The sequence below is a fragment of the Variovorax sp. CCNWLW225 genome, from assembly GCF_037204045.1.
Taxonomy (GTDB): domain Bacteria; phylum Pseudomonadota; class Gammaproteobacteria; order Burkholderiales; family Burkholderiaceae_C; genus Variovorax.
The window spans coordinates 1-20697 of the sequence record NZ_JBBCBV010000022.1; the positions used below are offsets into that span (position 1 = coordinate 1).

Sequence of the window (20697 nt, forward strand, 5' to 3'; positions counted from 1 at the left end):
CGAAATAAAGGAGGAGGCCGCAGGCCGGGGGACATTCGCGGAGAAAGGTACCCCGTCGGCGGGTGCGCGCCCCGAACAGCCGCTCGGGACGACTCACGCTCCCCTTAGCGCCAAAGAGAAGTTACTGGGCCGCCAACCGCGCCAGCTTCCGATCGCTCATCCGCTTGGCAACGCGCGGCAACACCAGCACCGCCACGATGATGACCACCAGCGTGATCGACATCGGCCGCTGGAAGAACACCGAAGCGCTGCCTTCGCCGATCGACATGGCATTGCGCAGCTGAGCTTCCGCAAGCGGCCCGAGGATCATGCCCACCACCACCGGAGCGGTCGGGAAGTCGAAGCGGCGCATCACCACGCCGAGCAGGCCGATGCCGTAGAGCAGGAACAGGTCGAAGGCGCTCTGGCGCATGCCGTAGGCACCGACCGTTGCGAAGATCAGGATGCCCGCGTAGAGCTGCGGCTTGGGAATCTTCAGCAGCTTGACCCACAAACCGACCATCGGCAGATTCAGCACCAGCAGCATCACATTGCCGATGTAGAGCGAGGCGATCAGTGCCCACACCAATGCGGCAGAGGTAGTAAACAGCTGCGGGCCAGGCTGGATGCCGTAGTTCTGGAATGCGCCGAGCAAGATGGCCGTGGTGTTCGACGTCGGAATGCCCAGCGTGAGCAGCGGAATCAACGCGGCGGTCACCGTGGCGTTGTTGGCTGCTTCGGGGCCGGCCACGCCTTCGATGGCGCCCTTGGTGCCGAACTCGGCCTTCGCGTCCGCGTCCTTCGCCAGCTTCTTTTCCGTCGCATAGCTCAGGAAGGTCGGGATCTCGGTGCCGCCGGCCGGAATGCAGCCGAACGGCGTGCCGATGGCAGTGCCGCGCAGCCACGCGGGAATCGAGCGCTTCCAGTCGCGCGCTGTCATGTGCACGCGGGTGAGCTTGTTCTGGCCCTCGACCACCTTGCCTTCGTAAAGCACGGCATACAGCACCTCGGCCACCGCAAAGAGGCCCACTGCCACGAGCACGATCTCGATGCCGTCGAGCAGTTCGGGAACGCCGCCGGTATAGCGGCCCTGGCCCGAGATCTGATCGAGGCCGATGCAGCCCGCCGCCAGGCCGACGAACAGCGCCGTCATGCCGCGCAGCGTGCTCTTGCCGAGCACCGCGCTCACGGTGGTGAAGGCCAGCAGCATCAGCAGGAAATACTCGGGCGGCCCGAGCTTGACCGCGAACTCGGCGACGAACGGCGCAAACAAAGTGACGATGACGGTGGCGATGGTGCCGGCCACGAAGGAACCGATGGCGGCGGTGGCCAGCGCGGCGCCCGCGCGCCCGCTCTTGGCCATCTTGTTGCCTTCCATCGCGGTGACCATGCTGGCCGTTTCACCTGGCGTGTTGAGCAAGATGGAAGTGGTCGAGCCGCCGTACATGGCGCCGTAGTAGATGCCCGAGAAGAAGATCATCGAGGCCGTGATGTCGACCTTGCCGGTGATTGGCAGCAGCATGGCCACCGCGACGGCCGGGCCAATGCCCGGCAGCACGCCGACGGCCGTGCCCAATGCACAGCCCACCAGGCACCAGAGCAGATTGACGGGAGTGATCGCGGCGGCGAAACCCGCCATGAGTGCGTTGAAGATTTCCATGTCAGAGCCACCCGGTTGTTGTGAGGCCCGGCAGGTTGATGGCCAGGAACTTGGTGAACATCCAGAACACGGGAGCCGAGATGAGCGCGCCCGTCAGCAGATCGATGGCCCAGGTGCGCGGCGCGCTGGCCGAAGGCTGGCCGCTCGCGCGGCGCAGGCCCTGCACGGCGAGCAGGTAGCACAGCATGCAACTCAGGATGAAGCCGAGCGTGGTGATCAGCGCCGCGTTGAGCAGCAGGCCGGCCGACACCCAGACGAAGCCCGGCCAGTAGGCATGCTCTGCGCCCGAGGGGGCGTCGAGTTCACGAAAGCCGCCGGTGCGTGCTTCCCAGAGAATCCAGGCGCCGCACAGGGTGAGCACGCCCGCCACCAGCCAAGGCAGAAAGTTGGGGCCGACGCCGCCGTAGCCGGCTTCTGAAGAAATGCCGATGGCGCCGAAACCCAGCGCCAGGCCGGTCAGCAGCACACCCGCGCCGACCAGGGTTTGCGGCCACGTGACCGCGGGTTGCGGCGAGACCGAGGATTCTGGAGTTGTCATTTTTTCTCCCACAGTCAGGGAAAGGAATGGGGCCCATTGAAGGGCCCCACTATCGAAAGAGCGCCCAATCTCCGAAGTGCGCGAAGACTGGGGGCGAGCTAGATTCAGATCATTCCGGACTTGGCCATGATGGCCCGGAGGCTGGCGAAGTCGTCGTCGACGAACTTGGCGAAAGCCTCGCCCGACAACACGGCCGGCGTCCAGTCGTTCTTCTTGAGCGACTCGGCCCACGACGGGCTCTTGAGAGCAGCCAGCACCATGTCGGTCAGAGCCTTGCGCTGCTCGGCGGTGATGCCGGGGGCGCCGTACACGCCGCGCCAGTTGCCGATTTCAACGTCGATGCCCTGCTCCTTCAGCGTGGGCACGTTGATGCCCGGCAGGCGCTGGGCGGAGGTGACGGCAATGGCCTTCATCTTGCCGGCGGCAATGTATTCGGCGAATTCGCTGTAGCCGCTGCCGCCCACGGTGACGTTGCCGCCCAGGATGGCGGCGGTGGCTTCACCGCCTCCGCGGAAGGCCACGTAGTTGATCTTGGACGGATCGGCGCCGACCTTCTGCGCGATCATGGCCGCGGCAATGTGCTCGGTGGAACCGCGCGAACCGCCGCCCCACTTCACGCTGCCCGGGTCTTTCTTGAGCTGCTCGACCACGTCCTTCATGGTCTTGAAGGGCGAATTGGCCGGCAGCACGAACACGTTGTATTCGGTGGTGGTGCGGACCAGCGGCGTGGCCTGCGACAGGTTGACCGGCGGCTTGCCGGTGATGATGCCGCCGAGCATGACGGAGCCCATCACCATGAGTGCGTTCGGGTCGCCCTTGGAGCCGTTCACGAATTGGGCCAGGCCCAGTGCGCCCGCGGCGCCGCCCTTGTTGTCATAGGTGACCGTGTCCGCCAGCTTGGCGTCGGTCAGTGCCTTGCCCAGCGCGCGGCCCGTGGTGTCCCAGCCACCGCCCGGGTTGGCTGGAATCATCATCTTGACGTTGGCAGCGGCGCGCGCCGACAACGGCAGGGCTCCGGCGGCGGCCAGCGCGGCCAATGACTTCAAAAAGGTGTCGCGACGCATCGTTGTCTCCTGAGAACTAAAGAAAACCTGACTTGGACCTGAGCCGCTATCATGCGCCGCCCCGCTGTCAGTTGGCTGTCCACCGGACTGGGGAAAACACCGAAGTACCATTCCCCCACCACACCCCATGAAGCTGCTGCTGGTCGAAGACGATCCCTCGATGCAGGTCACCCTGCAGCGCGCCCTCGCCCGCAGCAAGATCGACGTGCGCATCTGCGGCGACGGCGCCCTGGCCGTCGAGCAATGGCGTGAGCTGGAGCCCGACGTGGTGGCGCTGGACCTGAGCCTGCCGAACCTCGACGGCCTCCAGGTGCTGGCCCAGGCCCGCGCCGCCGGGCTGCGCACGCCCGTGCTGCTGCTCACCGCCCGCGGCACGGTGGGCGACCGCATCATGGGCCTGAACGCGGGGGCCGACGACTACCTGCCCAAGCCCTTCGACCTCGACGAACTCGAAGCGCGCATCCGGGCGTTGCGCCGGCGCCACCAGAATGCCGGCCCCGACATGGGCCTCAACCCCCAGGAGGTGGGCGGCCTGCGCTTCGAGCCCGAAAGCGGCGCCGTTTACCACCGCGGCGGCATTTTGGAACTCACGCCGCGCGAGCTCGCGCTGCTCAAGGCGCTGATGATGAAGCCGGGCCACGCCGTGAGCAAGGAGCGCCTGTTCGAACTGGTGTTTCCGGGCGAAACCGATGTGCAGTACGAGGCGGTCGAGGTGGTGGTGTACCGCCTTCGCAAGAAGCTGGCGGGCACGGGCGCGGCGCTGATGACGCTGCGCGGGCTGGGCTACCTGCTGCGCGCCGAACCATGAAGAAGGCCTTATCGCTGCGCGCGAGGCTGCTGTTTGGCATTCTCGCGCCGGTGGCGCTGTTCATTGTGATCAACAGCGTGAGCCTGTACCGGCAGAGCCTGGCGGCGGCCACCACGGCCTACGACCGTACCCTGCTCGCCTCGGCCAAGACCATCGGCGAGCAGCTCGACGTGGAAGGCTACGACGAAGCGGCGCGACTGCGCGCCATCGTTCCCTATTCCGCGCTTGAAGCCTTCGAGGCCGACAACCGCAGCCGGCTTTTCTATCGCGTTTCCGCGCTCGATGGCGAGATGGTTTCGGGCTTTGCCGAACTGCCGTTCTGGCGCGGCCAAATTCCTGACCGCGGGGCCTACTCGGCGCTGGTCGACTTCTACGACGCACGTTTTCGCGGCCAGCCGGTGCGGGTGGCCGTGTTGCTGCAACCCGTCGCCAGCGCCAAGGGCCGCGGCATGGCGGTGGTGCAGGTGGCCGAAACCCTCGAGTTGCGCGAGACGCTGGTGCGCAAGCTGCTCACCGACATGCTGTGGCGCCAGCTGCTGCTGATGGGCGTGATCGCGCTGGTCACCGTGCTTGTGGTGCAGCGCGCCACGCGGCCTGTGCGGGAGCTCGGCGAGGCCATCGAGAAGCGCGCGGCCGACGACCTCTCGCCCATCGATGCGCCCGATGCGCCGCGAGAACTGCGCCCGCTGGTCGATGCGACCACCGAGGTCATGGGCCGGCTGCAACGCCTGCTCGACCATCAAAAGCGATTCGTGCGAGACAGCGCTCATCAGTTGCGCACGCCGCTGGCGGTACTTAAGGCGCAGGTGCAATCGGCACGGCGCGGCGACGTGGCGCCCGAACAGGCCCTGAGCGAGATCAGCCAGACTGTGGAGCGCGCCACAACGCTCGCCAACCAGATGCTTTCGCTCGCCAAGGTGGAGCAATTGCGCCAGCAGCCGGAATCGGTTCCGCTCGAACTCGGCGAAGTGGTGCGGCAGATTGCGCTGGACCTGTCTCCGCTCATCGCCGACAAGGCGCTCGACTTCGAGTTGGCCGTGGACCAGCCCGTGACGGTGCGCGCACACCGCTGGATGCTGCAGGAGCTCACGCGCAATCTGCTGCACAACGCCATCAAGCAGAGTCCCCGGGGCGGCGCACTTTCGGTCACGGTGCGTTCCATGGGTGACGAAGCAATGTTGACGGTGCGCGACGAAGGCCCCGGCATTTCAGCCGAGCTTCGCCAGCGCCTGTTCGCACCCTTTTCCGCCGGCGACACCGGCAGCGGCTCCGGCCTGGGCCTGGCCATCTGCCGCGAAATCGTGCTGGCGCTCGGCGGCCGCATCAGCCTCGACAACCGCGGCGTGCAGGAAAATTCCGCACAGGTGGTCGGGCTCGACGCTGTCGTGCGGCTCCCTGTCTACCACCACAATTCCTGAATATGGATCGCTTGCGCATCGACAAATGGCTTTGGGCCGCCCGCTTCTTCAAGACGCGGTCGCTGGCCGCGGAAGAGATCGGCAAGAACCGTGTGCAGGTGAACGGCGACGTTGCCAAGGCGTCCCGCGAGGTCAAGGCGGGCGACACCGTGGCCATCCGCCTGGGCGCCGTAACGCGGACTGTGCTGGTGCGCGGCCTGAGCGGTCAGCGCGGGCCAGCGCCGGTGGCGCAGCAGCTCTATGAAGAGACGGCGGAGAGCATCGCCGCGCAGGCCGCCGCGCGCGAACAGCGCCGCATGGGCAGCGAACCGGCGCTGGCCATCGAGCAGGGCCGGCCAACCAAGCGCGACCGGCGGGAGCTCGACGGCGCGGCGCGCCACGCCGATTGGGACAACCGCTGGAGCGCATCCATCGATCCGGATGAGTCCGACCGCTGACCGCCGATCGCGTACGCTGCGTGCTTTTTCACGGAGCTCCGGTTCATGGCCAGCCTTAAAAAATACCGCGTCGGCAGCAGCTTCCAACTCTCGCAGGTGAGCCCCGGCGACACGCCGTTTCTCGAGGGCAACGAAGCCGCGCACGTCGCCGAAATAGACGAACTGGCGGGCGAACTCGACGAAATGCAGGACTTGCTGCATGCAGAAGGCCGCCGCAAGGTTCTGCTGGTGCTGCAAGGCATGGACACCAGCGGCAAGGACGGCACCGTGCGCTGGGTCTTTTCGCGCACCTCTCCGCTCGGCGTTCGCGTGACGGCCTTCAAGGCGCCCACTGACGACGAACGCGCGCGCGACTATCTCTGGCGCTGCCACGCGGTCGTGCCGCGCACAGGCGAAATCGCGGTATGGAACCGCAGCCATTACGAAGACGTGCTGGTGCCGGTGGTCGAAGGCTGGATCGACAAGGCCGAAACGAAACGGCGCTATGCGCAGATCAACGACTTCGAGCGTCTGCTGGTCGAAACCGGCACGGTGGTCGTCAAGTGCATGCTGCACATCGACAAGGAGGAACAGCGCGAACGCCTTCAGGCCCGAATCGATACGCCCGGCAAGCAATGGAAGTTCAGCATGGGCGACCTCGAGGTGCGCACCAAGTGGAGCGCCTACCAGCAGGCCTACGACAAGGCGCTGCGCGCCACTTCCACGGACCACGCGCCCTGGTATGTGATTCCCGCCAACCACAAGCGGCATCGCAATCTCATGATTGCCAAGCTGCTCATGAAGACCCTGCGCGAAATGAAGCTCAAGGCGCCGCCCGCGGACCCTGCGCTGAAGGGGATGATCATCAAGTGATCGGGCGGGCGCAGGCCGTCGGCGCACGCGGCGCCGCGGCCATCGAGGGTCAGGAGCGGCGAACGGCCGACTGGCCCAGCACGCGGCACTTGCCGAATTCGCAGCGCACGGCCCAGGTTGCGCCGTTCGAGCACGGCACGCTGTAGGCCTCGTAGCCGGGGCCCTTGGCCGTCAGCTCCGCGCGCGGCTGGATGCTGCACTGCCCGGCCTTGGCGACGAGTTCGGCGTTGTAGGTATCCACGCCGGTGCGGCGCGGCGCCATCACGACTTCAGGGTTGAAGGAGTGGCCGTAGAAGGTGTCGCGCACGTTCGGGTCGAGGTTGTGATATCCGCGCTTCGCCATGCAGTGCACGATTGCGACCTGCTGGTGCTCGGCAATCACCTGTGCATCAGGACGGTACGACATGTCGATCACGGCGGCCGCAATTCCCCCTTGAGCGGCTGCGGCAACGATGCCCTGGCCGTGCACGGTGATCAGGCCCAGGCCCAGCGCCAGCCACATGGCGTCGCCAGATTCGCTGCGCGCGGTGATCCGCGTCGCCGCGGTGCGGCAATCGGCCACGTCGCTGTCGTATCGGGCCTTGTCGACGCCTTCCATGGCCACCATGGGCACATAGGAAAGCCCCGACCCTGTTCCAGGCTCCGTCGGTGTCGGCGGCGTGCTGACGCACCCGGCCAATGCAACAACGGCGCACACGACGCTCAGCAGCAGCTTCATGGAGATTCCCTCGTCCTCTTCGCGATAGTTCGGCCGATTTAACCATACAGATGGTTACTTTTGCCCCAGATTTGTCGCAAAGCTGCTACGGATCAAATGGTTGTGCGAGATTTATTTACGCTCATTCTGATCTCGGCAGATCAATGCGCCCGCTCGCAAGTTGCGATGCTGGGCGCCACTGCGCTGCTCGCCTCCTCTCAGTTGATTCGGCTCACCCCGGGAGAAGACCCAACTCGGGCATTCATCGCGGCGACGGCGAAGGACCTTGAGGCATCGGAAAACGCAGACAAAAAAAAGGCCGCCGATGGCTTCAAAGCCATGCTGGCAGCATTTCCCAAGCATGAAAAAAGCCCTGTCAATCCGAAGATCAACAGGGCTTCATCAGCTTGGCGGAACCGGAGGGATTCGAACCCTCGATGAGGCTCTACACCCCATACTCCCTTAGCAGGGGAGCACCTTCGGCCACTCGGTCACAGTTCCTGAAAGAAGCCGAGATTATGCCACTGTCAGGCGGCAGGTTGGTCCAGATCGAAGGCTTTGTGCAACGCGCGCACGGCCAATTCCATATATTTTTCGTCGATGACGACCGAGGTCTTGATCTCGCTGGTCGAAATCATCTGGATGTTGATGCCCTCTTCGCTCAGCACGCGGAACATCTTGCTGGCCACGCCCACGTGGCTGCGCATGCCGATGCCGACGATGCTGACCTTGCAGATCTTGGTGTCGCCCACGATCTCGGTCGCGCCCAGCGAGGGCATGACCTTCGATTGCAGCAGGTCGACCGTCTTCGCGTACTCGTTGCGGTGCACGGTAAAGCTGAAGTCGGTGCGGCCGTCCTTGCTGAGGTTCTGGATGATCACGTCGACCTCGATGTTGGCGTCCGCCACGGCACCGAGGATGTGATACGCGATGCCCGGCTTGTCGGGCACGCCCAGCACCGAGATCTTGGCTTCGTCGCGGTTGAAAGCGATGCCGGATACAACGGCTTGTTCCATGTTTTCGTCTTCCTCGAAAGTGATCAGCGTGCCGGACTTGGCTTCTTCATTGATGTCGATGTCCCAGGGCGTGAAGCTCGAAAGCACGCGCAGGGGCACCTTGTACTTGCCGGCGAATTCCACCGAGCGGATTTGCAGCACCTTCGAGCCCAGGCTCGCCATTTCGAGCATCTCTTCGAAGCTCACGGTCGAGAGGCGGCGCGCATCGGGCTCCACGCGCGGGTCGGTGGTGTAAACACCGTCCACGTCGGTATAGATCAGGCACTCGTGCGCCTTCATGGCGGCCGCAATGGCCACGGCCGAGGTGTCGCTGCCGCCGCGGCCCAGCGTAGTGATGTTGCCGCTGTCGTCCACGCCCTGAAAGCCGGTAATGACAACCACCTTGCCGGCGTCCAGGTCGGCGCGCACGCGTTCGTCGTCGATGCTTTCGATGCGGGCCTTGGTGTAGGAGTTGTCGGTGCGCACCGACACTTGCCAGCCCGCGTAGCTCACGGCTTCCATGCCTTCGGCCTGCAGCGCAATGGCCAGCAGCGCGGACGAAGCCTGTTCGCCGGTCGAGGCGAGCATGTCGAGTTCGCGGCCGTGGGCGTCGCTGGGTTTGCTCGGGGCCAGCTCTTTGGCCAGGCCGAGCAGGCGATTGGTTTCGCCGCTCATGGCACTCGGGACCACGATCATCTGGTGGCCGGCGCGCGCCCACTTGGCGACGCGCTTGGCGACGTTCTTGATGCGCTCGGTCGAGCCCATCGACGTACCGCCGTATTTGTGAACGATCAATGCCATGGGTGAATTCAGAGAAAAAGAAAGGGCCGCTGCACTCCCGAGTGCCAACGCGGCGCCCTGCAAGCCGTCAGCGCGAAGCCTTGGGCGAGGGCCTGGAATTGTACCAATGCAGAAAATCGCCCCGCCGCTCGACGAAACCGTTGGCCACCTTGAGGTGGATGCGATGGCCGCGCGTGGTGCAGGCCTGCAACTGGCTCAGCAATTGGGCGAGCTGCGCCGTGCTGGGGGCGCAGCCGTGCGCCTGCATCAGCCAGTGCCGCAGCACGTTGGCTTGGCGCGCCTGCGAAAGCAGCCGCAGCGCGGCAATGCGCGGCGGGTCGCCCACCACGCCCAAGTCTTGCGCCGCCAGTTCGCCCAGCAGTTCGTGTGCCTGCGCGGCATGGCCGATGCTGCGGGTGAAGGTGGAACGGAACTGCGGAAAAGCCTGCGCCAGCGCGGGCAACAGCACGGCGCGGATCCGGTTGCGGGTGTAGCGCTCGTCCTGGTTGGTCGGATCCTCGATCCAGGGCAGGTCGAGGCCTTTCAGCCAGGCACGGATATCCGAGCCGGGCACGCCCAGCAGCGGTCGGTAAATGTCGAGTCCATTGCGCCGCGCATGGGCCGGCATGGCCGCGAGGCCCGGCAGTCCCGCCCCCCTGGACAAGGCGAGCAGCAATGTCTCGACCTGATCATCTGCGTGGTGCCCAAGAACTATCGATTTGATCGCGCCGGCCGGTTCGGCCGAGCCGGCCATCGCTGCGAAGGCCTCGTAGCGGGCCCGCCGTGCCGCGTCTTCAGGACTGTCGCCCTGCGCATGCCGAGCGTTGACGCGATGAACGACCAGCGGCACACCGAGCCGCTCGCACACCGCAGCGCAATGCCGCTCGAAATCGTCGGCTGCGGCTTGCAGCCCGTGGTGTACGTGAAAGGCGACCACCTGCCCCGGCCAGGCCGATGCGCAAGCGGCCAGCAAGGCAGTGGAATCCGCCCCGCCGCTGAAGCCCACCGCCAGCGGCAGCTGCGCCGGCTCGAACGCGGCCATCGCGCGTTCGAAGGCTTCGTTCATGGGGCGCTTGCTTATCTGCCGGTGTCGGCCTTGGTGTCGTTGAAGCGCCCGTAGCTTTGCAGGCGTTCGTAGCGGCGATCCAGCAGCTCCTTCGGCTTCAGGTCGCTGACCTGGCGGAAGGCGTCGTTGAGGGCGCGCTTGAGAAAAGCAGCCATCTGGCGGTGGTCGCGGTGCGCGCCGCCGACCGGCTCGTTCACGATCTTGTCGACCAGGCCCAGGGCCTTCAGGCGGTGCGCGGTAATGCCGAGGGCATCGGCCGCTTCCTGCGCCTTGTCGCTGGTCTTCCAGAGAATGGAAGCGCAGCCTTCGGGGCTGATGACCGAGTAGATGGAGTACTGCAGCATCAGGAGCTGGTCGCCCACCGAGATGGCGAGTGCGCCGCCAGAGCCACCTTCACCGATGATGGTGACGATGATCGGCACTTCGAGCTGCGCCATTTCATAAATGTTGCGGCCGATGGCTTCGGATTGGCCGCGCTCCTCGGCATCAATGCCTGGGTAGGCGCCGGGCGTATCGACGAAGGTGAAGACCGGCAGCTTGAACTTCTCAGCCGTCTTCATGAGCCGCAATGCCTTGCGGTAGCCCTCGGGCTTGCTCATGCCGAAGTTGCGCGCGGTGCGCTCCCTGGTGTCGCGCCCCTTCTGGTGGCCCAACACCATGCAGGGCGTGCCATTGAAGCGCGCAAGCCCGCCGACGATCGAAAGGTCGTCCGAGAAATGCCGGTCGCCATGCAGCTCGACGAAGTCGGTGAAGATTTCGTTGACGTAGTCGAGCGTGTACGGACGCTCCGGATGCCGCGCGATCTTGGTGATCTGCCAGGGCGTCAGGTCGCTGTAGATGTCCTTGGTGAGTTGCTGGCTTTTCTTGCCCAGCTGGTCGATTTCCTCCGAGATGTCGACCGCCGATTCGGTCTGTACATAGCGCAGTTCTTCGATCTTGGATTCGAGTTCAGCAATGGGCTGCTCGAAGTCGAGGAAGGTTCGTTTCGCCAACGTCTTCTCCTGTTGTTCAGTATGCGACCGGTACCGGGTCGAGCGAGCGCCAAATATACCAAGTTGCCACACTGCAAAATGGTGCCCAGGCCACGGCGACGTCGCGGGCATCGCTGCGGCTCACGGGATCGCCCGAAAAATAGTTCACGCTGATGCCGTTGAGCAGGCCCAGGTCGTCCACGGGCAGCACATTGGGCCGCATCAGGTGAAAGATGAGGAACATTTCGGCCGTCCAGCGGCCAATGCCGCGAATGGCGACGAGCTCTTCGATGATGAGCTCGTCCGACATGTCCTTCCAGGCGTCGACGTGCACCGCACCGGAATCGAAATGAATGGCCAGGTCGACCAGGTATTCGACCTTGCGCGCCGACAGCCCTGCCGCGCGCATGTCGTCGACCTTGAGCTTGAGCACGTTGGCCGGGGTCAGCTTGCGCGGCAGCACCGCGAACTTGTCCCACACGGTCTGCGCGGCCTTCACCGAAATCTGCTGGCCCACGATGCTGCGCGCGAGCGTAGTGAATGCGTCGCCGCGCGACTCGAGGCAGGCATCGCCGAACTTGGGAATCAACCGCTTCATCACGCGGTCCTTCTTGGCCAGGTGCTTGCAGGCCTCCTCCCAATAGTCGGGCGTGAAGATCTGGACGCTCGATTTCCTGGTTGCAGGCATGGGGTTGGTGGTTCCGTTCACTGCGCTGCGGCCCAGGTCGTGCCGGTGGGCGAATCCTTGAGCACGATGCCCTGCGCCAGGAGGTCGTTGCGGATGCGGTCGGCCTCGGCAAAGTTCTTTGCGGCCTTGGCGGCTGCGCGCTGCGCAATCAGCACCTGGATTGCGGCATCGTCGAGACTGCTGCCCGCTTGCAGGAACGCCTTGGGATCACCTTGGAGCAGCCCCAGCGTACCGCCGAGCACCTTGAGAAGGCCGGCGGTTTCCGCGGACTGCGTACGGTGGACTCCCGTGGCCAATTCAAACAGGATTGCAATGGCCCCAGGCGTGCCGAAGTCTTCATCCATCGCAGCCTTGAAAGCAGCTGCGTGCGGGTTCGTCCAGTCTAGCGCGACTGGCGCGGGGGTAACCAGGTCCAGCGCCGTGTAAAGGCGCTTGAGCGAGTTGCGGGCGTCGGTCAGATGCGCATCGCTGTAGTTGAGCGCGCTGCGATAGTGCGTGCGAACGAGGAAGAAGCGCAGGCTTTCGGCGTCGTACTTCTGGAGCACCTCGCGGATGGTGAAGAAATTGCCCAGGCTCTTGGACATTTTTTCGTTGTCCACGCGCACGAAGCCGTTGTGCACCCAGAAGCGGGACAGCGGCTTGCCGTGGGCGCCCTCGCTTTGCGCAATTTCATTCTCGTGGTGCGGAAACTGAAGGTCCGCCCCGCCTCCATGGATATCGAAGGTTTCACCAAGCGTGGCGCAACTCATCGCGGAGCATTCGATATGCCAACCCGGGCGGCCGGTGCCGAAGGGGCTGTCCCACTTGGCATCGTCGGGCTCGGATGGCTTGGCTGCCTTCCAGAGCACGAAGTCGAGGGGGTCCTGCTTGCCCTCGAGCACTGCGACGCGTTCGCCGGCATGCAATTCGTCGAGCGACTTTCCCGACAGCTTTCCGTACCCGGGAAACTTGCGCACCGCATAGTTCACGTCGCCGTCGGGCGAGCGATAGGCCAGCCCCTTGCGCTCCAGCGTCTCGATGATGCCGAGCATTTGCGGGACGTACTCCGTCGCACGCGGCTCCAGAGTGGGAGGTTCGATGCCAAGCGCGCCGATGTCTTCGTGCATGGCGGCAATGACTTCATCAGTCAGTTGGCGAATCGTGATGCCACGCTGCACCGCGCGAGCAATGATCTTGTCGTCGATATCGGTGATGTTTCGCACGTAGGTCACGGCGTAGTCGCTCGCTCGCAGCCAACGCTGCACCACGTCGAAGGCCATCATCATGCGGGCATGACCGATGTGGCACAGGTCATAGACCGTCATGCCGCACACGTACATGCGCACCCGGCCCGGTTGCAATGGGGAGAACTCCTCCAGTTCACGCGAAAGCGTGTTGTAGATGCGCAGACTCATGAGGCTCGGAAAGCGTCGCTTCGCGCACGTGCGGCACGGGCGAACGACGTTGAATTTCAGGGGTGACGGGGACAGTGGCCGCGAGGGGTTGGACATGGCCCCTCGGCTACAATGCATCGCAGTATAAACGGCTGCTGCCGTGTACATTCCGGGTGTTTTCGAGGCCCGCACTTCCCAATCTTGCCGAGGCTTCATGAAGCACGTCGCGTTCTCCAAACTCTCCATCGCCTTTGCACTGCTCTTCAGCCTGTGGGGTTCCGCCGCGTACGCCAACGACTACGACGACGTCAACACGCTGCTGCGCCAGGGCAAGTCGAACGAGGCGCTTGCCAAGGCCGATGCCTACATTGCCGGCAAGCCGCGCGATCCGCAGATGCGCTTTCTGCGGGGCGTGATCCTCACCGAGCAAAAGAAGCAGAACGAGGCCATTGCCGCGTTCACGCAGCTGACGCAAGACTTCCCGGAACTGCCCGAGCCCTACAACAACCTGGCCGCGCTGTATGCGGCGCAGAGCAAGTTCGACCAGGCGCGCGCCGCGCTGGAACAGGCGCTCAAGCTCAACCCGAACTACGCCACCGCGCATGAAAATCTCGGCGACGTGTACGCGCGCCTGGCCGCCCAGGAGTATGTGCGGGCGCAGCAATTCGCCAGCACCAATGCCAGCGTGGCGCCCAAGCTCTCGCTGATCCGCCAGATCTTCAACCCGAAGACCGAGGCGCAAGCCGCAACGCTGCCGCCGCCCCCGGCGGAAGTTCGCAAGCCGGTCGGCCGCCCGAGCAAGTAACCGGCCGCACGCCCACCCTGGCCGCGGCAACTTGCGTTGCCGGGCCCGCACCCCACATCATTCGCACACGGAGCTTTCCTTGACGATCCAAGCCTTGTTCAATTTCCCGTCCACGCGATTCAGCCGCCGCGGTGCGCTCGCGCTGGCCGCCGCCCTCGCCTTTGCCGGTGCCGCACACGCGCAGCCCGGGCCTCGCGTGAAGCTCGCGACCTCGGCCGGCGACATCCTGGTCGAACTCGACCAGGCCAAGGCACCCAAGACGGTCGAAAACTTTCTGCAGTACGTCAACGACAAGCACTACGACGGCACGGTGTTCCACCGCGTGATCGACGGCTTCATGATCCAGGGCGGCGGCTTCACGGCCGAGATGCAACAAAAACCCACGCGTCCGCCCATCGCCCTCGAAGCCAACAATGGCTTGAAGAACGACAGGTACACCATTGCCATGGCGCGCACCGGCAACCCGAATTCGGCCACCTCGCAGTTCTTCATCAACGTGAAGAACAACGACTCGCTCAACGCGCCCAACCCGGACGGCTACGGCTACACCGTGTTCGGCCGCGTGGTGGCCGGCACCGACGTGGTCGACAAGATCCGCGCTGTTCAAACCGGTAACAAGGGCGGCATGCAGAACGTGCCGCTCGAGCCGATCATCATCAAGTCCGCCACACTGGCGAAGTAATTTCTCGAACACATCCGAAAGAAGGACTCCCTCATGAGCAACCCCAAAGTCGAACTGCACATCAAGAACTACGGCGTGATCACGCTCGAGCTCGACAGCGCCAAGGCCCCCAAGTCGGCCGAGAACTTCGTCAGCTATGTGAAGAACGGTCACTACGACAACACGGTGTTCCACCGCGTGATTCCGGGCTTCATGGTGCAAGGCGGCGGCTTCGAACCCGGCATGAAGCAAAAGCCCACGGGCGCCGAAATCGAGAACGAAGCCAACAACGGCCTCAAGAACGACAACTACACCGTTGCCATGGCCCGCACGAGCGCCCCGCACTCGGCCACCGCCCAGTTCTTCATCAACGTGGCCGACAACGGCTTCCTGAACCACACCGCTCCCTCGGCCCAAGGCTGGGGCTACGCGGTGTTCGGCAAGGTCACCGGCGGCACCGATGTCGTCGACAAGATCAAGGCCGTGAAGACCGGCCGCAAGGGCTTCCATGACGACGTGCCGCTCGAAGACGTCGTGATCGAGAAGGCTGTCGTCGTCTCCGAATAACGACCAGGCACGACTGGGTACGGGCAGGCGCGGCGCGACATCGGCATGGCGGCAAACACGGCCTTCAAGGAGCTGCTCGCCCCGCCCACGTGGCGCACCGTCGACCTGATTTCCGACCTGCATCTGCAGGCCGGCGAGCCCGCCACCTTCGAGGCTTGGCAGGGCTATTTGCAGACCACACCGGCCGATGCGCTGATCATCCTCGGCGACCTGTTTGAAGTGTGGGTGGGCGACGATGCCGCCGCCCCGCCCGGCTTCGAGGCGCAGTGCGCCGAGCTGCTGCGCCGCACGGCCGAACGGCTGCCGGTGTACTTCATGCACGGCAACCGCGACTTCCTCGTGGGCCCGGCGCTGGCGGCGCAATGCGGCTTCACGCTGCTGGACGACCCCACGGTGCTGGTGCTGCACGGCGAACGCTGGCTGCTGAGCCACGGCGACATTCTTTGCCTGGACGATACCGACTACCTCAAGTTTCGCGCCCAGGTGCGCACGCCCGAATGGCAGGCTGCGTTCCTGGCCAGGCCGCTGGCCGAGCGCCGGGCGCTCGCACGATCGATGCGTACGCAAAGCGAAGACCGCAAGCGCGACCCGTCGGCGCTCTGGGCCGATGTGGATGGCGGTGCAGCACGCCAATGGCTCGGGCAGGCGCGCGCGCGCACGCTGGTGCACGGCCACACGCACCGGCCCGCCGACCACGACCTGGGCGAGGGCCTCAAGCGCATGGTGCTGAGCGACTGGGACGCGGCGGCCCATCCGCCGCGCGCGCAGCTGCTGTGCCTTTCACCCGCCGGCGCGCAACGCGTCGATCTGCGCTAACCACCGCAATGTTCAAGTGGCTGCGCCGGTTGCGCGCCCTGCCCCCGATTCCGGAGGCTGCCTGGCAGGCGACGCTCGAGCGCTATGCCTTTCTGGGCGAATTGCCTCACGCCGCACAACAGCGTCTGCGCACCCTCACCGCCGAATTCCTGCGCGACAAGGAATTCCATGGCACGCAGGGCTTCGTCATCACCGACGAGGTCGCGCTGGCGATTGCCGCGCAGGCGGTGCTGCCGGTTCTGAACTTGAAGGGCGGCCTGGACTGGTACGACGATTTTGTCGGCATCGTGGTGCATCCGTCGGAGGTCGTTGCGCGGCGCAAGATCGTCGACGAAGCACAGGTGGTGCACGAATACGACGAGGTGGTGGCCGGCGAGGCCATGGACCGCGGCCCGGTCATGCTGAGCTGGCAGGATGTGCTCGCAAGCGGCATCACCACGGGCGGCGGCTATAACGTCGTGATCCACGAGTTTGCACACAAGATCGACATGCGCGCAGGCGATGCCGACGGCTGCCCGCCGCTGCCGCCGGGCTTTGCGGGCAAGAAGAGCACACGCGAGGCTCGCGCCGCCTGGCTCGCGGTGCTGCAGCCCGCGTACGAAGACTTTCGCGAGAAGACGATCCTTGCCGACCGCTTCGGAGCCGAGCCGCCATGGCTCGACGACTACGGCGCAACATCGATCAGCGAGTTCTTCGCAGTGGCCTGCGAGGCCTACTTCGTGAACCGTCCGAACTTCGCGCGGGACTTTCCCTCGGTGGTGGCGCTGTTCGATGAATTCTTTCTTCCTAAACAGGGCTGATCGCCCGCCAATTCTTCATTCTTTGCTACCTATTCAGTAGCAGTTTGCCCCTTAACATCGGCGGGTTATCAACTCACCGAAAAAGGTCAACAACATGAGGGATTGGTTCTATCAGCTCACGGGCAAGGCATGGATCGCGCTGCTCTTCGGCATCGGCATCCTGGGCTGGGCAGCCTATGCGCAGTTCAAGGCGGGCGCCGACACGCACGGCACCGCGGTGGAAGACCTGGTCGCCAAGAGCGGCACGATCGTCAGCGGCAGCGAGATCACCGAGACGACCAAGCGCCGCCGCGGCGGCACCACGACGCGCCACTACTTCGTGCTCGACGCGAAGCTCGCCGACGGCAGCATCGAGAAATGGCGCGTCGACCATGCGATCGGCCGGAGCAAGGTCGAGCCGCTGATCGACGAAGCCATCGAAGTGCGCATCGATCCCTCGGACAACAACCTCGTGTACGAGGCCAAGCTCAAGGGCAAACCGGTGGTCGCGCTCGCCGACGTACAGAAGATCATGGAGAACAAGGACAAGGTCGCAGCATCGATGGCCACGGACAAGATCACACTGATCGTCGGCGCCGTCGCCCTGCTGCTGGGCATCAGCGGGCTGTTCGTCCGGCGCCGGATGGCGAGCGGCCATGCGGCCGAGCAGGCGGCCACGGTCCAGACGCCCTTGATCGGCGAGAAAGTCTGATCCACGCGATTTCATCGCACCATGAAAAAGGCGCCCCGCGGGGCGCCTTTTTCATGCATGGCCGTCAGGCGGTGCGGCGGCGGGTGCGCACCTTACTTGCGCAGCAGCGCCTTCAACGCGTTCTGCAGCCGGCGTGCGCTGGCTGCATCGTGCGCGGCAGCCAGCACCTTGCCGGCGTCCTGGCCCCAGGTTTGCGCCGGCGGGGGATCGCCACGCTTCGTCAGCAGCTTGAGCTGCAGCGCACGGCGTGCGTCGAGCTGCTCGGCAGGCGTCGGCACTTCGGCGGCCATTTCAAGGCGCAGCAGCGCTTCGGCGGCTTCATCGGGTGCGGCCTTGGGCGCCGAACCGATGGCCTGAGACCAGCCGGTACGCACCGCGGGCGTTACCGCGCGGCCCAGCTCCTGAACGCTGGGCAGCTTGGAGGCGTCGCGCTGCTCCCATGCGCCGAGCACTTGCGTGAGCGCTTCGCCGTGGGCCTGGGCCGCCAGCTTGCGCAGCGCCATGTCCGCACGCTCGAGGGCTTCGCGCTGCGCGCGAAAAGCCGCGTCGCCGAGCCGCGGACCACGGTCTTCGAAGCGCGGCGGACGGTCGCCGAAGCGTCCGGCCGGTGCACCGCGATCGCCGCGGTCGCCACGTCCATCAGCGCGAGGTGCCCCGCGCTCGCCAGGACGACCAGGGCCGCCCGGGCCCGGACGGGCGCCATCGCGCCGGTCGCCGAACCTGCCGCCTGCACGGGCTGCCGGGGCTGCTTCGGCCTTCTTGTTGCCGGGCCGGTCGTCGCCGCGCACGGCAACCACCGGCTTGGGAGCCGGCTTCGGCGGTGCGGGCGGGGCCTTGGCTTCTTCGGCCGCAGCAGGCTCGCTGCCTTCGTGTGCCGCGCTGTCGGCTCGCGCCGATGCATCTGCACCGTCGGCAGGGGCCACCAGATCGGGATTGGCAGCAGGTGCCGATTCGGCGCGCGTGCCCGGCAGGGCTTCCGCGTCGCTCGAGCCCGGGGCCTGTTCGGCGCTCTCGCCGAATTCAGCAGCGGCCTGCCCGGGTGCGACCACCTCGGTAGCGCCGACCGAAGGTCCGTCGCTGGAGGCCGCGGGTGCCGGCGGTGGCGCCTCGCCGCGCAGCGCGGCTTCGAGCCGGGCGATGGCGGCACGAATCTTCTGCACGTCGCCGCCGGCATTGGCAGCGTCAAGCGCCTTGGACGCCTCGAGCACATGGCGGTCGTGTTCGCTCATTGCGGTCGCGGACTTCTCGCGCTCCGCCGTCTTGCGATTGAAGGCTTCGTCGATGGGTGCGCGGAACGCGTCCCACAGCTTCTGTTCGTGGCGGCGGTCGAGCGGCACGCTCTGGGCCTCCGCCTGCCAGCGCTGCTGCAGCGCCTTGACGGCATCGATGCGCAGCATGGGCTGGGCGCCCAACTCGGCGGCCTCGGCGATCATGGCCTGGCGTCGTTCGATGCTGGCCTTTTGCGCCGTCTCGAAAGGTGCGCGCGCGGCGCCGAATGCTTCGTTCCACTGCGGCTGCAGCTCGGCGAAGACCTTCTCGCCCACGTGGCCGGCATCGCGCCAGCGGTCGGCAAACTGGTGCAGCGCGCGGTTGTGCGCCTTCAGGTCGGAGGGGGTGGCATGCTCGGCCGCCCAGGCCTTGACCTCTTCGATCAGCGCCACGCGGTGGGCGCGGTGCTCGGCCGCATCGGCGCGAACCTTTTCGAGCCAGGCTTCGACCACCTTGTGGGCTTCGTTGCAAGCTTCATCGAAACGCTTCCACAGCGCATGGTTGGGCACGCCGCCCTGGTCGGCCTGCTTCCACTGGTCGCGCAGCGACCGCAGCGTTTCCTGCATCTTGCGGCCGCCGAGAGCCTGGCCTTCGGGGCGCTTGAGCAGGCCTTCAGCCTTGGCAACGAGGTCTTCGCGCACCTTGTCGGCGCTCCAGCGCTGCCAGCCTTCGAGTTCGCCGGCCGCCACCAGCGCCGCATGCACGCGTGCTTCGAGCGGGGCATCGACAAGCTTGCCGTGTTCCTTCAGCACCGCGCGCAGCGCAGCGGCCGCACCGGCGCTGGCCTTGCCGTGACCTTCGGCGGTTTCCTGCTCGAGCTTGGCCAGGGCCGCTTGCACGGCATCTTGCGCGGCTGCGCGCACTGCAGGGTCGACCTTGGGTGCGGCCGGCTTGGCGGGCGCGGCCTTGGGCGCCACCACTTCACCGCGCGCCGCGCGCAGCTCGTCGGCCCACACGGGCACCGGCGGCAGGGGTGCCGCAGGGTCTGCAGCCGCGGCTTGCGCCTGGGCCAACGCCGCATGGAACGCATCGGACACGACCAGCAATTGGGCCTTCGACGATTCGAGCTGCGGGGCAAACCTCGCGTCCAGGCTGGTCCAGTTTGCATCGGCCGTGATGTCGGCAGCCTGTTGCTGCCAATGGGTCACGTCGGCACGCAGCGATTCTTCGGCGGCCTGGGCGTCCTGCCAGCCCTTGGTAGAGAGCACTTCGAAGCGCTGCGCGAGCAGCACGGCGGCTTCGCGGTGCACCTGGGCACGGTGCTGCAGGTCTTCGATGCCCTTCACGCGCTCGGCAAGTTGCACCTTGAAACCGGCCAGCGGCTCGCGCGAGAGCGGCGCGCCGGCCTTGGCGGCGTCGCGCTGCCAGGCGAGCGCATCGGCAATGTTGAGCTTGGACTGGCCCAGCAACGCCTCGGCCTTTTGCGCCCATTCGGCAGCAATGGCTTCCTGGCCCTTGGCCCGCTTGAGTTCGTCGAGCTTTTCGCGCAAGAGGCGCGCCGCGCCCTTGTCGCGGCCGCTCAGCTCCTTGAAGACTTCCTGCATCTGCTCGGGCGCGGGGTTGCCCGCGAGCCAGTCGCGGATGCGCGCGGCGCGCTCGCCCGAGGTTGGCGCGGTGAAGGCGCCGCCGGTGAGCGTGTCGAGGGCCTGGAGGTCGTGTGGCTTGGAAGAAGTAGAGGTCACTTGCGCGAGATCGTTGTCTGAAGAGAGAAAGCGAAGGCGCCGGCAAAGGCCGGCGCACATCGACATTTTCACCCAGTTGT

21 protein-coding genes and 1 tRNA gene are annotated in these 20697 nt (G+C 65.7%); 11 read left to right on the top strand and 11 right to left on the bottom strand.

Going from position 1 to position 20697, the window contains the following annotated elements; all coding sequences use genetic code 11:
- Positions 1–121: 121 nt before the first annotated feature.
- The 3 genes from V9L20_RS24025 to V9L20_RS24035 all read right to left on the bottom strand — a co-directional run bounded on the left by V9L20_RS24025 (position 122) and on the right by V9L20_RS24035 (position 3241).
- A complete protein-coding gene (locus V9L20_RS24025) occupies positions 122–1639 on the bottom strand; it encodes a tripartite tricarboxylate transporter permease (RefSeq protein ID WP_258506926.1) in 1518 nt (505 codons plus the stop codon).
- Between the two features lies 1 nt (position 1640).
- The gene (locus V9L20_RS24030; protein ID WP_337298509.1) at positions 1641–2177 is read right to left on the bottom strand and encodes a tripartite tricarboxylate transporter TctB family protein; all 537 of its coding nucleotides are present in this window, start codon (positions 2175–2177) and stop codon (positions 1641–1643) included.
- Positions 2178–2281: 104 nt separating this feature from the next.
- On the bottom strand, positions 2282–3241 hold the full coding sequence (locus V9L20_RS24035) for a Bug family tripartite tricarboxylate transporter substrate binding protein (RefSeq protein WP_157614336.1): 960 nt from the start codon (positions 3239–3241) through the stop codon (positions 2282–2284).
- Between the two features lie 127 nt (positions 3242–3368).
- Between V9L20_RS24035 and V9L20_RS24040 the strand changes: the two genes are divergently transcribed.
- From V9L20_RS24040 to V9L20_RS24055, 4 genes are read left to right on the top strand one after another with little or no spacing between them, the layout of a single operon-like run.
- Complete coding sequence (locus V9L20_RS24040; protein ID WP_258506938.1) at positions 3369–4049, top strand: response regulator transcription factor; 681 nt, start codon at positions 3369–3371, stop codon at positions 4047–4049.
- Positions 4046–5467 carry a sensor histidine kinase gene (locus tag V9L20_RS24045; RefSeq protein WP_337298510.1) on the top strand — a complete coding sequence of 474 codons (1422 nt, stop codon included), beginning with the start codon at positions 4046–4048 and terminating at the stop codon, positions 5465–5467. The genes V9L20_RS24040 and V9L20_RS24045 overlap by 4 nt, the downstream gene beginning before the upstream one ends.
- A gap of 2 nt (positions 5468–5469) precedes the next feature.
- The gene (locus tag V9L20_RS24050) at positions 5470–5904 is read left to right on the top strand and encodes an RNA-binding S4 domain-containing protein (protein WP_126749532.1); all 435 of its coding nucleotides are present in this window, start codon (positions 5470–5472) and stop codon (positions 5902–5904) included.
- Between the two features lie 45 nt (positions 5905–5949).
- Positions 5950–6756 carry a PPK2 family polyphosphate kinase gene (locus V9L20_RS24055; RefSeq protein WP_337298511.1) on the top strand — a complete coding sequence of 269 codons (807 nt, stop codon included), beginning with the start codon at positions 5950–5952 and terminating at the stop codon, positions 6754–6756.
- Between the two features lie 49 nt (positions 6757–6805).
- Here the strand turns inward: V9L20_RS24055 and V9L20_RS24060 are convergent, their stop codons facing one another.
- Positions 6806–7474, bottom strand: a complete 669-nt coding sequence (locus V9L20_RS24060) for a hypothetical protein (protein ID WP_337298512.1) — start codon at positions 7472–7474, stop codon at positions 6806–6808.
- Between the two features lie 96 nt (positions 7475–7570).
- Between V9L20_RS24060 and V9L20_RS24065 the strand changes: the two genes are divergently transcribed.
- Positions 7571–7894, top strand: a complete 324-nt coding sequence (locus V9L20_RS24065; protein WP_337298513.1) for a hypothetical protein — start codon at positions 7571–7573, stop codon at positions 7892–7894.
- Here the strand turns inward: V9L20_RS24065 and V9L20_RS24070 are convergent.
- The 6 genes from V9L20_RS24070 to cysS form a co-directional block, all read right to left on the bottom strand.
- Positions 7862–7954, bottom strand: a tRNA-Ser gene (locus V9L20_RS24070). The genes V9L20_RS24065 and V9L20_RS24070 overlap by 33 nt on opposite strands.
- 26 nt (positions 7955–7980) lie before the next feature.
- Positions 7981–9249: an aspartate kinase gene (locus V9L20_RS24075; RefSeq protein WP_021007716.1), complete on the bottom strand. Its 1269-nt coding sequence runs from the start codon at positions 9247–9249 to the stop codon at positions 7981–7983.
- A 67-nt stretch (positions 9250–9316) separates the two neighbouring features.
- The gene (tilS, locus tag V9L20_RS24080) at positions 9317–10294 is read right to left on the bottom strand and encodes a tRNA lysidine(34) synthetase TilS (protein ID WP_337298514.1); all 978 of its coding nucleotides are present in this window, start codon (positions 10292–10294) and stop codon (positions 9317–9319) included.
- A gap of 11 nt (positions 10295–10305) precedes the next feature.
- The gene (locus V9L20_RS24085; protein WP_258506946.1) at positions 10306–11286 is read right to left on the bottom strand and encodes an acetyl-CoA carboxylase carboxyltransferase subunit alpha; all 981 of its coding nucleotides are present in this window, start codon (positions 11284–11286) and stop codon (positions 10306–10308) included.
- A gap of 16 nt (positions 11287–11302) precedes the next feature.
- Entirely contained in the window at positions 11303–11953 is a 651-nt protein-coding gene (locus V9L20_RS24090) for a DNA-3-methyladenine glycosylase family protein (protein WP_157614396.1), read from the bottom strand.
- 17 nt (positions 11954–11970) lie between these two features.
- A complete protein-coding gene (gene cysS, locus V9L20_RS24095) occupies positions 11971–13347 on the bottom strand; it encodes a cysteine--tRNA ligase (protein ID WP_281148399.1) in 1377 nt (458 codons plus the stop codon).
- Between the two features lie 193 nt (positions 13348–13540).
- Between cysS and V9L20_RS24100 the strand changes: the two genes are divergently transcribed.
- From V9L20_RS24100 to V9L20_RS24125, 6 genes are all read left to right on the top strand, one after another.
- A complete protein-coding gene (locus tag V9L20_RS24100; RefSeq protein WP_337298515.1) occupies positions 13541–14131 on the top strand; it encodes a tetratricopeptide repeat protein in 591 nt (196 codons plus the stop codon).
- Between the two features lie 79 nt (positions 14132–14210).
- Positions 14211–14813, top strand: coding sequence for a peptidylprolyl isomerase (locus tag V9L20_RS24105; protein WP_337298516.1), 603 nt, complete (start codon positions 14211–14213; stop codon positions 14811–14813).
- Between the two features lie 33 nt (positions 14814–14846).
- A complete protein-coding gene (locus V9L20_RS24110) occupies positions 14847–15359 on the top strand; it encodes a peptidylprolyl isomerase (RefSeq protein ID WP_337298517.1) in 513 nt (170 codons plus the stop codon).
- A gap of 45 nt (positions 15360–15404) precedes the next feature.
- Positions 15405–16175: a UDP-2,3-diacylglucosamine diphosphatase gene (locus V9L20_RS24115; protein WP_337298518.1), complete on the top strand. Its 771-nt coding sequence runs from the start codon at positions 15405–15407 to the stop codon at positions 16173–16175.
- 8 nt (positions 16176–16183) lie between these two features.
- Positions 16184–16975: a zinc-dependent peptidase gene (locus V9L20_RS24120; protein ID WP_337298519.1), complete on the top strand. Its 792-nt coding sequence runs from the start codon at positions 16184–16186 to the stop codon at positions 16973–16975.
- Between the two features lie 94 nt (positions 16976–17069).
- A complete protein-coding gene (locus V9L20_RS24125; RefSeq protein ID WP_337298520.1) occupies positions 17070–17666 on the top strand; it encodes a hypothetical protein in 597 nt (198 codons plus the stop codon).
- A 92-nt stretch (positions 17667–17758) separates the two neighbouring features.
- Here the strand turns inward: V9L20_RS24125 and V9L20_RS24130 are convergent, their stop codons facing one another.
- Complete coding sequence (locus tag V9L20_RS24130) at positions 17759–20677, bottom strand: DUF349 domain-containing protein (RefSeq protein ID WP_443098626.1); 2919 nt, start codon at positions 20675–20677, stop codon at positions 17759–17761.
- Positions 20678–20697: the final 20 nt, after the last annotated feature.